Raw genomic sequence first — 12,387 nt, forward strand, 5'->3', positions numbered from 1 at the left:
ATGGCAAACGCAATAATTAATGTAACTAACTTACGACTACGCACGTTTATTGGTTTTAACCCTGATGAACGAGAGAAAAAACAAGATGTAGTTATTAATTTAGAAATTCATTATCCGGCAGATCAAGCTTGTGAAACAGATGAAGTAGAGCAAGCACTTAACTACAAAGTAATAACTAAAGAAGTGATTAGCTTAGTTGAGCAAGGCCACTTTTTATTGCTAGAAAAGCTAGTTGCTGAAATCCTTGCTGTTTGCCACTCACATCCAAGTGTAAATTATGCCAAAGCCCGGGTGGATAAACCCCATGCGCTGCGCTTTGCAGACTCCGTGTCGCTAACTCTCGACTGGCACAAATAATCCAACGGCAAGGGCTATTACAGCTAAATAACGTAGCCCTTTGCCGAGTGTTACCAGCACTAAAAACATACTAAAGCGCACTTTAAACACGCCGCCAATAACAGTTAGTGGATCGCCAACAATAGGTAACCACGCGAACAGTAAGCTATATACCCCATATTTATTAAACTGCTTTTGGGCTTTTTCAAGTCCTTTTTCAGATACTGGAAACCATTTTTTATCTTTAAAACGCAATGCCTGTGTTCCCAACCAATAATTAACGCAACTGCCTAATACATTGCCTAAAGTTGCCGAAAGCCAAATTAATCCTAGGTGAGTATTGCCTTGTACTATCATGCCGCCCATTAACACTTCAGACGAGCTGGGTAATAAGGTAGCCGAAATAAAGGCAGTTAAAAATAAGGTGATATAAAGCATGTTACCCTTATGGCTAACAATAAAACGAGGGAATAACGCTGATAAGCTAATAACCTACAGCAAGCGTAATACGCCGCAGCTTTGCAATCTTACAAACAAAGCCTTGGCTAGATTGCATGGCTGTTATTTTATTAAATTTAAACTCAGCGGATAAGTAAATTCTTTACCATCATTAGCTTTTACGCTAGCAATAATAACCATCACAAATGAGAAAATCGCTACCATTGGTAACAAAATCAAACCAATCACTGCAAAAATAAGTAAAAAACACACAAAATAAGCTATAGCCATAGTGATCTGAAAATTAAGTGCTTTTTTACCATGCACATCAACTATAGGCATTTCATCTTTTTTAATCAGCCAAATAATCAATGGGCCTAATACTGAGCCAAACGGGATGATAAACCCTGCCAGCGCACTTAAATGACATAACATAGCCCATGTTCTGTCATCTTTATTCACCACTTTAATCTCTTGATTTTGTTCCATAACACTCTCCCTTATCGTTTTTATTTTGCGCTAAAATGGCATTCATACTCATTAGCCACCTTAATGTAAATGCTTATTTATCCAATGCAAAGCATTTGTGTATATTTAAAAATAAAAAAGCGCAGCCAATAGCTGCGCTTGTTTGTTTTGCCTGTATCAATTACTTATTAACACCCGCTAAATCAAGCATAAACGCATAGTTAAGTGCCGTGTCTTCCAAACGCTTAAAACGACCTGACGCCCCTCCATGCCCTGCTTCCATATCAATTTTAAACAGTAGCTTGTTATCATCGGTTTTGTAATCTCGCAGCTTAGCCACCCACTTGGCAGGCTCAAAATATTGTACCTGCGAATCATGTAAGCCTGTTGTTACTAGCATATTAGGGTAGTCTTGCTTGCTTACTTGATCATACGGTGAATACGACAACATATACTCATAGTATGCTTTTTCGTTAGGGTTACCCCACTCACCGTATTCGTTAGTTGTCAGAGGAATGCTCTCATCTAGCATAGTGGTTACTACATCAACGAAAGGGACTGCCGCTACCATGCCTTTATAGAGCTCAGGCGCTTGATTTGCTACAGCGCCCATTAATAAACCACCAGCACTGCCACCTTGAGCAAAAATTAGCTCTTTATCGCCATACCCTTGGGCTACCAATGATTTAGTAACATCTACGAAGTCATTAAAGGTATTCTTTTTAGTCAGTAATTTACCCGCGTCATACCAAGGACGCCCTAACATTTGCGAACCACGAATATGCGCAATGGCAAATACAAAACCACGGTCAAGCAAACTTAACCGCGTACTAGAAAAGGTTGGATCCATGGTCGCTCCATACGAGCCATAACCATATTGTAGCAACGGATTGGTGCCATCTTTTTTAAACATGTCTTTACGATAAACTAAACTCACAGGCACTTTAATGCCATCTCGAGCCGTTACAAATATTCGTTCTGATGCGTAGTTATCTGCACTAAAGTCACCCAACACTTTTTGCTGTTTTAATAATGTTTTTTCGCCAGTGGCCAAATTAACATCATAAGATGAACCCGGCGTCGTCATACTGGTGTAATAAACACGCAGCGTATCGCTGTTTAATTCGTTATTACCGTACGCATTAATTGTGTACGCACTGTCGTTAAAGCTTAGTGGTAACTCTTTGCCTGATATTAAATTACGCGCAATCAGTGTTGATTGGCCCATTTCGCGTTGTTGGTATACTAAGTAGTCATCAAATAACTCAACGTCTTCGAGTTTAATATCCTCGCGGGCAGGGATCACACTCTGCCAATTTGCTTTATCACCGGCTTTATCAATATCAACTTTCATAAGCTGAAAGTTAACCGCATTTAAATTAGTCACAATGTAATAAGTATTGCCTAATTTTGAAATGCTGTATTCAAGGTTGGCTTCACGCTCAATTAAACGCTTTGGCTTAGCATTTACATCATCTGCACTAAGCACTGACAAACCCGATGCATCAGTACTGCTATGCCAAATATAAATTTCTGAGCCGTCTTTGCTCTTGCTCATACCAGTGTAATAGCTTGTGTCTGTTTCTTCGTAAACCAGCTCATCATCGCTTTGTGGTGTACCAAGCGTATGACGATAAACTTGATAACCAAGTAAGGTTTGCGCGTCTTTTTTGATGTAATACACCGTTTTATTGTCGTTCGCCCACACAACATAACCACTGGTACCTTCAAGCGTGTCATCTAATAATTTACCAGTGCTTAAATCTTTAATTTTTATGTTGTAAACACGGCGACTTACCGTATCTTCACCATACGCCATTAAGTTATCACTTGGGCTTACATTAAGACCACTAACTGCAAAATAGTCATGACCTTTAGCTAGTTCATTGACGTCTAAAATAACGTCCTGATCGGTGCCTGCAAAATCACTACTGCGCAAGTAAGTAGCATACTCATTATCGCCGCGAGTTTGCGACGAATAATAATAGTTACCTTTTTTAACTGGCACTGAATCATCATCTTTTTGAATTCGCCCTTTTAGCTCTTCAAATAACGAAGTTTGTAACGTTTTTGTATGCGCAAGCATTTCATCTGTGTAAGCATTTTCAGCCTCAAGGTAACTAATTACCTCAGGAGCTTTACGCTCATCATCACGCATCCAATAATAATTATCGATACGCGTGTCGCCATGGACTGTCATTTTATACGGTACTTTCTTCGCAATAGGCGGCATGACTGCGTTTTGAGCAGCTGCGTTTTCAATTTTTGCTGATTGCTCAACGTCAGGAGCTTTGTTACATCCCCCTAAAATAGCTAAGGAAATAAAAGTAAGAACAAATGGGGTATGTTTCATTGATTGGAATCTCTGTAGTTATTATTTTTATTAAATATACCTAATATTTAATAGCACGGAGATTTAGTTTGTGAAGCTATGTAAAAAGGGAGCCGAAGCTCCCTTTAAATAACATTTAAGTTAATACACTACTTTTGCTTACGACGACGCATAAATGCAAACGGCGCAACTAGTAATGTTAGCCAAGCTAATGAGCCTGACGAGCTTTTCTTCGCTGGCTCTGGAGTAACAACTACAGGTGGTACTACTTTCGCTGTAATACTTACCGCTACCATTACAGGTTCAGATACATTACCACGAACATCAATCGCAACAACTTCCATTTCTGCAGATGTATCACCCGCTAATAAAGTGGTATCTGCAACCACAATTTGACCTTCTGCATCAACAGCAAGACCAAGGTTTGTATTAGATTGAACATAGTACTCTGAAATAGCTAAGTCTAAGTCTGATTCTTCAATGGTAAGCGCACCTACTACAGTTCCATCAGCTGCATCTTCAGAAACACTAAACTCACCACCAACCAGCATTGGTGCTTCAACGTCTGGTAACTCTAGGTCTTCAGCTGCCATTACTTTAATAATGTTAGTACCTGAACCTTGCGATAATGCAAACGGGCCGCTTGCAGAAACAACCGCTTTCTCACCAGGTTTAAGTGAAGAAATTGCTTCACCTGTCTCATAAGAGGTCATTTCAACTGCTGGTTGTACGCCAAATACTGTTGAACCTGTTACGCTGTCTGTTTCACTGTAAACACCAGTTTGGTAACTAGGGTAGCCTACCGATACTTTGAAGTTCATTTGCTCACCAAGAAGCGAAGCATCAATATTCATTAACTCTGAACAGCCTGAGAAAGTAACTGTGTCTTCACCTGCAGCATGGAAAAGCGGCGTACCCCATTGCCATGCATCATTACCAGCGCCATCAGTCATACCAATTAATGTGCGGCTACGACCTGGGAATGCAGTTGAGCGACCACGGTCATTTAAGTTTTGCATGAACTGATCAGATACACCGTCATTGTTGGTATCTATTTCAATTCTATAACCCGCTTGGAAAGTATGAGTTAACGGATCGCGTAGTTGTATTGATGACGTAATATAAATTCCTGAATCACAGAAATCTGCATTGAATGCAGAGAATGTAGTAGACAGGATATTAAACTCAGCATCTTCAACTGATTTTTCTGTCCCCATTGCAACAATACTTTCAGCTTGTGGAGAAATTTCAGTTTGACCTGTATTTTCAATAACCAATGCCATTTCATTGTTAACAATTTCAGGTGAGTAGCTCAACTGAGTCGCAGCTTTTGGCATTGCATGATAAACAACATGTAAATCGTGATCGCCATCTGTAGATGCATCATCAAATACTAACGCACCATCAAACTCTACTGATGTTAATGCAGCGCTTCTTGCTGCAATATCCTCTGCACTGAATGGATTTTCCAATTCCCATGCAGGTAATTTACTTGGATCAACTGTCATTGTAATGTCAAAGTTAATCGCTTGACCTGCCGGTACTGTTATAGATTCAGGGAAATCCCAACTAACTGCGCCCGTATCAATATCATTTTGGTAACGTGCCTCTGTGCGAAGGTTATAAGTTTTTGCATCTGCAGAGAAGTTCTTAACCGTCACTGTTTTAGTAATTGAACCTGATTCAGCTAAACTTACTAAACCATAAGATAGTGCAGCTTGTTTAGTGTCAAACTCACTATTATGAACCCATGCAGCAACTGGCAAGTTAGCCGCCTTAGTCACATCAACTAAACCAGCGCCTATCATACTTATTGGCGCAAGCTCTGAATCAGGATTAATCGCTAGAGGCTCATTAGTTACGTTTAAGTTTGCTGCATTCATGATTGTTGCTTTAATCTCAAACGCATTACGCTCTGGATGCGCTTCACGGATCATTGCAACAGCGCCTGCTGTAATTGGGCCAGAGAAAGATGTGCCTGAAACAGGGTTTGTGCCTGTTTGCGTGCCTGCTGCTGCTACGTCAATGCTCGTACCTGGCGCTGTAATTTCTGGTTTTAATAACCCATCCATAGAAGGACCACGAGATGAGAATGTTGCAACCGCACCTGCCGTTGTTTTAATTTCAACGCTAATATCAAATGTTGCAGGGCCGCCAGCAGCTAATTGAGCTTTTAAAGCTGCACCTGCAGCAAAGTTAATGCCTACGTTTTTAATAGTTACGTCCGCATCAAAACCACCCATAGGTGCTGGGGTACCATCGTCGGTGTTGTTTGCAATCATTACAAACTCAGCACCGTTTGTTTGTGCATTCAATACTTTTTGTGTAAATGCACACGTACCACGGTCGATTAATACTGCTTTACCAGTAAAATCTACGTCCGCAGCGAACGCATCACAACCATTCTGATTCGCATCAGGGTAAACCAAATCAATATCTGCACCTGAAATTGTATATGCTTCTTGTGGGCCAAAACTTGATGGCTGAATATTACCTTCAACGCCAGCAACAGTACCTGTTGCAACACCGATTTCAGTTGTTGGGTGAGTCATTGCACCTACAGATAGTGCATTAGGTGTTGTACTTGGACCACCTACACGGAATGGATTGTCACCGTCATTGCCGGCAGAAATAACCATGTTTACACCTAAATCAACGGCTCGTTGAATTAGGAATTGCGTACCGCCACCCGTGTAAGTATCACCAAACTCACCACCTAATGACATATTCATTACATCAACACGGTCTGAAATGTCACCATCGCCATTTGGATCCATTGCGGCTTCTAAAGCGGCTGCTTGTGCAGCACCCGGACAACCGCCGCCACACACTGAGTAAGCGTACAGTTCAACGTCAGGAGCAATACCATTTACAGAGTTTGCAGATGATGTACCGTGGTTTGTTGGAGCACCTGTAGAAGGTGAATTAGCGGCATCATTTTCAATTGGATCAGCATCATCACGTATAAAGTCGTAACCACCTTGTACAATGCCTTGTGGCCATGCAACTGATGTTGGATCAGCTTGAGCTGCTAAATAAGCTTCAACTGTGCCAGCACCACCAAACGCTGCGTGCGTGTAGTCAATACCTGTATCAAGTACTGCAACACGTTGACCTTTACCACTTGCAATTCCATCAGTTATAAGTGGTTTTGCATTGATATATTCTGAGCTTGCTGCAACATGTAGCTCGCGATCGAACATTGGTAAAACTTTAGCAACACGATCATCTTTTGCAATTTTTGCTAACGCTTCAGGCGTTGCTTGAACTATTAACGTTGGCGCTAAAATTTTAGTTTTGCCAATTACCTTAGCATTAAAATCTAGGCTGCTAAGCTCAACCGCCATTATGTCCTGAAGCTGCTCAACCTGAGCGGTTACTTCACGGTTAGATGATACTTGGTAAGTCCCATCTGCCACTGCATCAACTGAAGTTTTTGCTTTTAAAACAATCATATGAGCTGAAGGCGCTTTTTTATCAGCAGCTATTTCTTTTACTTGCTCTACTTGCTTGTTAGTCATTGTAGCATTTGGCAAAGTCGCAGCACTGGCAAGTGTTGCCACAAATGCACTTGATACAGCAGTCGCGATTGCTGTTCTTTTAATTATATTATTAGACATCGTTTCCCCTAGGATAGGTTATGTATTATTGTATTTACTAGTTTCAATTCCATTGATTGATAACTACGAATATAAAACGTTAACCTTCGCAGGAGCAACAGCATTGCTACATTTAAGTTACAAAAAAGCACACACCAACAAAAATAACAACATAAAACATTGATTTTAATGTAATAAAAAACAAAAACTAATTGTGAATGATTGTAAATGATACAGTTTTAATTGAGAGTAAAATGAACAACGATGTAATTAATATTTTAACTATGGCTAAGGTCATTCAAACAGCCGTTGCACCCGTTTTTTTAATTACCGGTATTGCGGCAACACTCGGGGTATTATCAAATCGCTTAGCACGTATTACAGACAGAGCAAGGCAGTTAGAGCGAAAGTTAAAGGTCAGTGTTGATGAAGTATTTAACCTGTCTTTAACTACTGAGCTGAGAGCACTCCTAAAGCGTTCACGGTGTATCCATATTGCATTTAGTTTAAGTGTCTTAAGTGCATTATTAGTATGTGCCGTAGTTATGTTGTTATTTTTATCGCACATACAATCGGTTAATTTAGGTGTCACTATCGGTAGTTGTTTTGTTGGTGCCATGGCATTACTAATATGTGCATTTATGTCATTGCTTGGCGAGGTATTCTTGGCGACACGTAGCATGCGTCGAGGAATGATATTTGCTGATATTGATATAAATGATTAAAACCGCTCTTTAACTTGAACTAAAGCCTGAGCTAAGATACAAAGATAATTAAAGAACCCTTAAAGGAGTAGAGTAAAGTGAAATTGAAGCAAGTATTTATCGGGGCATTACTATCTACATGCGCACTTAGCGTATCTGCAAATTCTGCATTTAAAGAGCCAAGTGATGCGATTGAGTATCGCCAAGCTGCATTTTCTATGATTTCAGTTCAAATAGGCGACATGGGTGCCATGCTAAAGGGTAAAATTCCTTTTGATGCAGAGCAATTTAAGCAGCGTGCAAATAACGCAGCGGCATTGTCTAAAATGCCTTGGGAAGCTTTTTATGCAGGCACTGATAAGGGTGATACATCAGCACTTCCTGCGGTATGGTCTGAAAACGATACATTTATGAAAAAAGCGACAGCATTTCAACAATATGCTGATGAACTTGCTGTAGCAGCTCAAACAGGTGACAAAGCGGTCATTGGTAAAGCGTTTGGTGCATGGGCTAAAGGCTGTAAAGATTGCCATAAGCAATTCAAAGACTAATATATACGGTGTATTTAACAATAAAAATGGCGCTGTATTAGCGCCACTTTTTTTAACTAAGCAGATAACTTAAAGGTTCACTTCCCCAAGTACTCATTAATAAAACTAGTAATAGCAAAAATATAACCCATGCAACCCATGGTGACTTTGTCTCTGGCTCTGACCTTTGTGTTGCTAGTGCTTTATTACCGGTGATCATTGCTTTGACTAATGGTTTGCCTTTAATTTTGTAAGCAATAATAGCCACAACATGCAAAATAATCGCATAAAATAAAATATCAAAATTGATATGGTGCAACCAATTGGCAAAATCAATGGTATCACTTGATACATACTGCGCTAACGGGCCATCAGTTAAAATGCCATCACTGCTCATTAAACCACTAACCAGTTGCGTAATAATCAGGATAAAAAATAATAACACCATATAACTACCTGGTTCAGAGTGGCCCACCTCATTTGTTTTTTTGCCACTAAAAGAAGCAAGCACCGACTTAGGAGAATGCAGTAATGCGGATATTCTTGCCGTTTTACTGCCAAAGAGGCCCCATATAATCCGTGTTGAGATAAGCGCTAAGGTAAAAAAGCCAACCACAAAATGTAGCTCTATCATGGCCTCTTCAGCACTAAAATAAAGCGCAGCAATACTCAATACTAATAACCAATGAAAGCTTCTTAAAAAACCATCCCACACTTTTACCTTGAACATTGCACCTTCCCTAAAAAACAGTATCATCTAAAACGCTAACTATTTTAGCATCTTAATATTAAGGTATCCTAATGAGTCTTTCTACCAGTGCGCAGAGTAAAACACATGCAATCAATTAAAAAACCAGTATTAAAAGGCTTTTTAGATATGCTGCCACTGTGTTTAGCAGTTATTCCTTGGGGCATTTTATGTGGCTCGTTAGCAATACAAAATGGCTTTACCCCTTTTGAAACTCAAGCCATGTCGCTACTGGTATTTGCAGGCTCAGCGCAGCTGGTTGCAATTGAGCTCATTGCTGGTAATACCCCTCTACTGACCATTCTTTTTACCACGTTTATTATTAGCTCTCGCCATTTTTTATATGGCTTGGCGGTTCGTCACAAAGTGATTGAGCAACCCATGCGATGGCGTCTTCCTGTCAGCTTTGTGTTAACTGATGAACTGTTTGCCTTCTCGCACCACCCTCGCGCCTATCGTACTAAAACCCGTTTAATTTATGCATTGAGCGCAGGTTTTAGCTTTTACATTGCGTGGAATATTTGGACTCTAATTGGCATTGTAGCCGGTACTATGCTTCCGGATCTCACTAATTTAGGACTCGATTTTGCAATTGCAGCAACTTTTATTGCCTTAGTAATTCCAGGGATTAAAAACTTAGCCACTTTAGTCACCGTCATTGTTGCAGGGATCAGTGCCACTTTATTAAAAAGTACAGGCTTTGAATTGTGGTTAGTATGCTCTGCACTACTCGCGATGAGCGCAGGTTACGCTGTTACCAGATTAGTGCAAAATAAGGATGCCAAATAATGATGACCACTATTTTGCTAATGGCATGTATTACCTTTTTTACTCGTTATTTATTCTTACACCGCGCATTACCATTTAAAGTAGGGCCTAAAATGCAGCAATTTTTAAGCTTTAGTGCACCTGCGGTTTTAACGGCGATTTGGGTGCCTATTGTATTTATAAATGACGAAGTTATAAACCTAAACTGGCAAAACCCTTATCTCAGTGCAGCTATAGTCGCTATTGTTGTTGCTTACAAAACTCATAATATTTACTTAACTACCTTGGCCGGTATGGGGCTATTTCTAATTTTAAATTAGCAGCAAGCGCTGTAGAAGTGACTTAGACTTTGTAGATCATCACGCAAAGGTTAAACTATGCAAAATAAACCAATAATAAGCGTATTTATATGCACCCATTCCATCAGCTAAAGACTACCAGCCTGCAAGGCCAGCCAATCGACTTTAAAGAGTTTGAAGGTAAAGTTGTACTAATAGTAAATACCGCGAGTGAGTGTGGATTCACTTATCAATATAAGTCGTTGCAAGCATTACATGAAAAGTATGCAAGCCAAGGCTTAGTCATTATAGGTTTTCCTTGTAACCAATTTGGTCAGCAAGAGCCCGGAGACGCGGAGCAAATAGCGCAAGGTTGTTTAATAAATTATGGGGTTAGTTTTTTAATCGCAGAAAAAGTAAATGTAAATGGCCAGCACACAGATTCAGTTTTCCGCTATTTAAAATCTGTACTGCCTGGATTTTTAACACGAAAAATTAAGTGGAACTTCACAAAGTTTTTAATAGCAGCTGATGGCACACCCATTAAGCGCTTTGCGCCTATTACCAAACCTGAAAAACTAGAAAAAGTAATTAAAAAAGCATTGCTCAAAGCTAAAGCTTAATCCTTAAAAAGTATAAAGAGGCTCAAAGCCTCTTTATTGCCAACCTACAACGCTTTTAAACAACCACCTAAGTAATGATTAAATGCTAATATGTTGGCGCTTATTTGTACTAGCGACAGCCTAATCAATATAATCGTTTAAGTCATCTTCACCTAGGTTTTTGCGCAAGCGTTTTTGCTCAAGGTAATCCTCTAACTTTCTTTTTACCTTTTGCTTTTTCTTGTCGTGTTGATTACGCCCGACCATTTCGTATTCGTCTTCAACAAAATCATCATCTAGCGCATCGTAACTAAATGTCTTACCCACAACCCACTCCATAAAGTGTTTGAGACCAACCTCGGATTTTTATATCGCGATAATTGGTGAAATTAAAATGTTCAACATAAATTCACTGTACAAATTTACGTCAAAATAAAGCCACATCGCTATCCTAAATAGTCTCTGTGTCAGTATTGTGAATAAATAGCGCTAAATTTCAATTGTGGAAAGTGAGAGTTTTTTATCGTATCGATAAATTTTATTTATTAGCATTTAATTATTGGTTATTTTGACCAAAACTTAGCCTTTCCTTTAAGTTTGCTTTTAACTACACCTCAGCCAAAAACACTCAACCAACTGTTTTTAAACACTAAAAACTATTGGCATCAAACTTGTTATGAGTTAATTATCATCAGCAAAAAAACAGAGAATAAACATGAAAAAATTATTATTAGTTAGCGCAATACTGTGTACCCCAGTAGCAATGGCCCATAACAATAGCGACTCTTCAATTTCATTTAGTAACGATGAATGTAACGTTGAATTTAAAAACGATGTACGCATCAAACCCAATGAGTTAGAAATTTTTAAAGCCGATAACCAGCGCATGTTATTTACCGCTGAAGGTGAGCTGTCTATCAATGGCGAGCAAGTAGCATTAAATAGTACACAGCGCCAAGCATTGACCGACTACACTGACAATTTACGCGTGCAATTACCTGAAGTAGCTAATATTGCCCTTGAAGGGGTTAAAATTGCAGGTGTGGCATTAGAAGAAGTTGCCAATGCGTTTAATATTGACGGCCTCGATAATATTTCAACCCTGATGGAGGATATTCATCAAGAAGTTGAAGGCACTTTTTATCAACAAGGTACTTTTGTGATGGGTCAACAAAGCTTTACTCAATTTGGTGAAAATTTTGAACAGCAGTTTGAACAACAAATAGAAACAGCTGTTGAATCAGCAGTAATGGAATCAATGGGCAGCATTTTAGTGGCATTGGGTTCTGAGTTAATGAGTTCAGGCGGTGACATGCAAGCATTTGAAGAGCGCATGGAAAATATGGGCGCACAAATAGAAGAAAAAGTGGAGCTGCATGCCAAAACACTTGAAAAGCGTGCAAATTCATTATGTGGTGATTTTGTTGCAATAGCACAACAAGAAACGCAACTAACCGCTCAAGTTCCTGCACTTAAGGGTTATGAGTTATTTACTATTAAACAGCACTAAACCCTAAATTGACATTAATCTCCCTGTGCGGCATTTACTTTTAAGTTATGCCGCATTTTGCGTTTTATACCCTC

At 39.5% G+C, this 12,387-nt stretch carries 13 protein-coding genes; 7 read left to right on the top strand and 6 right to left on the bottom strand.

From position 1 onward, the window contains the following. Entirely contained in the window at positions 1 to 357 is a 357-nt protein-coding gene (gene folX / locus AC27JR_RS16225) for a dihydroneopterin triphosphate 2'-epimerase (protein WP_008108994.1), read from the top strand. Here the strand turns inward: folX and AC27JR_RS16230 are convergent. From AC27JR_RS16230 to AC27JR_RS16245, 4 genes are all read right to left on the bottom strand, one after another. Then, positions 334 to 774, bottom strand: coding sequence for a YqaA family protein (locus AC27JR_RS16230; RefSeq protein WP_008468537.1), 441 nt, complete (start codon positions 772 to 774; stop codon positions 334 to 336). The two genes, folX and AC27JR_RS16230, sit on opposite strands and share 24 nt — an antisense overlap. 123 nt (positions 775 to 897) lie before the next feature. Next, positions 898 to 1,263, bottom strand: coding sequence for a DUF4870 domain-containing protein (locus tag AC27JR_RS16235; protein ID WP_487174164.1), 366 nt, complete (start codon positions 1,261 to 1,263; stop codon positions 898 to 900). Between the two features lie 160 nt (positions 1,264 to 1,423). Continuing rightward, on the bottom strand, positions 1,424 to 3,595 hold the full coding sequence (locus AC27JR_RS16240) for a S9 family peptidase (protein ID WP_487174165.1): 2,172 nt from the start codon (positions 3,593 to 3,595) through the stop codon (positions 1,424 to 1,426). A gap of 128 nt (positions 3,596 to 3,723) precedes the next feature. Beyond that, on the bottom strand, positions 3,724 to 7,194 hold the full coding sequence (locus tag AC27JR_RS16245; protein ID WP_487174166.1) for a S8 family serine peptidase: 3,471 nt from the start codon (positions 7,192 to 7,194) through the stop codon (positions 3,724 to 3,726). A 233-nt stretch (positions 7,195 to 7,427) separates the two neighbouring features. Here AC27JR_RS16245 and AC27JR_RS16250 point away from each other — a divergent pair, with 233 nt between their 5' ends. After that, entirely contained in the window at positions 7,428 to 7,898 is a 471-nt protein-coding gene (locus tag AC27JR_RS16250; protein WP_008468529.1) for a DUF2721 domain-containing protein, read from the top strand. A 77-nt stretch (positions 7,899 to 7,975) separates the two neighbouring features. Then, positions 7,976 to 8,428, top strand: coding sequence for a c-type cytochrome (locus tag AC27JR_RS16255; RefSeq protein ID WP_008108980.1), 453 nt, complete (start codon positions 7,976 to 7,978; stop codon positions 8,426 to 8,428). A 52-nt stretch (positions 8,429 to 8,480) separates the two neighbouring features. Here AC27JR_RS16255 and AC27JR_RS16260 read toward each other — a convergent pair whose 3' ends face one another. Further along, on the bottom strand, positions 8,481 to 9,137 hold the full coding sequence (locus AC27JR_RS16260; RefSeq protein ID WP_487174167.1) for a cytochrome b/b6 domain-containing protein: 657 nt from the start codon (positions 9,135 to 9,137) through the stop codon (positions 8,481 to 8,483). A gap of 105 nt (positions 9,138 to 9,242) precedes the next feature. On the opposite strand from AC27JR_RS16260, the gene AC27JR_RS16265 reads away from it, so the two are divergent. The 3 genes from AC27JR_RS16265 to AC27JR_RS16275 all read left to right on the top strand — a co-directional run bounded on the left by AC27JR_RS16265 (position 9,243) and on the right by AC27JR_RS16275 (position 10,824). Continuing rightward, entirely contained in the window at positions 9,243 to 9,944 is a 702-nt protein-coding gene (locus AC27JR_RS16265) for an AzlC family ABC transporter permease (RefSeq protein WP_008108978.1), read from the top strand. Then, complete coding sequence (locus tag AC27JR_RS16270; RefSeq protein ID WP_372860723.1) at positions 9,944 to 10,243, top strand: AzlD domain-containing protein; 300 nt, start codon at positions 9,944 to 9,946, stop codon at positions 10,241 to 10,243. Before AC27JR_RS16265 ends, AC27JR_RS16270 begins: the two co-directional genes overlap by 1 nt. An 89-nt stretch (positions 10,244 to 10,332) precedes the next feature. After that, complete coding sequence (locus AC27JR_RS16275; protein ID WP_008468524.1) at positions 10,333 to 10,824, top strand: glutathione peroxidase; 492 nt, start codon at positions 10,333 to 10,335, stop codon at positions 10,822 to 10,824. 120 nt (positions 10,825 to 10,944) lie between these two features. On the opposite strand, the gene AC27JR_RS16280 is transcribed toward AC27JR_RS16275, so the two are convergent. Next, positions 10,945 to 11,130: a PA3496 family putative envelope integrity protein gene (locus AC27JR_RS16280; RefSeq protein WP_008108975.1), complete on the bottom strand. Its 186-nt coding sequence runs from the start codon at positions 11,128 to 11,130 to the stop codon at positions 10,945 to 10,947. A gap of 388 nt (positions 11,131 to 11,518) precedes the next feature. On the opposite strand from AC27JR_RS16280, the gene AC27JR_RS16285 reads away from it, so the two are divergent. Further along, entirely contained in the window at positions 11,519 to 12,313 is a 795-nt protein-coding gene (locus tag AC27JR_RS16285) for a YggN family protein (RefSeq protein ID WP_372860716.1), read from the top strand. Positions 12,314 to 12,387 lie beyond the last annotated feature (74 nt).

It is taken from the genome of Pseudoalteromonas sp. NH0006-26, from assembly GCF_057552415.1.

Coding starts and splice junctions, on each gene's coding strand:
- AC27JR_RS16285 (WP_372860716.1), top strand. CDS start 11,519: ATGAAAAAATTATTATTAGTTAGCGCAATACTGTGTACCCCAGTAGCA.
- AC27JR_RS16235 (WP_487174164.1), bottom strand. CDS start 1,263: ATGGAACAAAATCAAGAGATTAAAGTGGTGAATAAAGATGACAGAACA.
- folX (WP_008108994.1), top strand. CDS start 1: ATGGCAAACGCAATAATTAATGTAACTAACTTACGACTACGCACGTTT.
- AC27JR_RS16250 (WP_008468529.1), top strand. CDS start 7,428: ATGAACAACGATGTAATTAATATTTTAACTATGGCTAAGGTCATTCAA.
- AC27JR_RS16275 (WP_008468524.1), top strand. CDS start 10,333: ATGCACCCATTCCATCAGCTAAAGACTACCAGCCTGCAAGGCCAGCCA.
- AC27JR_RS16260 (WP_487174167.1), bottom strand. CDS start 9,137: ATGTTCAAGGTAAAAGTGTGGGATGGTTTTTTAAGAAGCTTTCATTGG.
- AC27JR_RS16230 (WP_008468537.1), bottom strand. CDS start 774: ATGCTTTATATCACCTTATTTTTAACTGCCTTTATTTCGGCTACCTTA.
- AC27JR_RS16265 (WP_008108978.1), top strand. CDS start 9,243: ATGCAATCAATTAAAAAACCAGTATTAAAAGGCTTTTTAGATATGCTG.
- AC27JR_RS16240 (WP_487174165.1), bottom strand. CDS start 3,595: ATGAAACATACCCCATTTGTTCTTACTTTTATTTCCTTAGCTATTTTA.
- AC27JR_RS16270 (WP_372860723.1), top strand. CDS start 9,944: ATGATGACCACTATTTTGCTAATGGCATGTATTACCTTTTTTACTCGT.
- AC27JR_RS16245 (WP_487174166.1), bottom strand. CDS start 7,194: ATGTCTAATAATATAATTAAAAGAACAGCAATCGCGACTGCTGTATCA.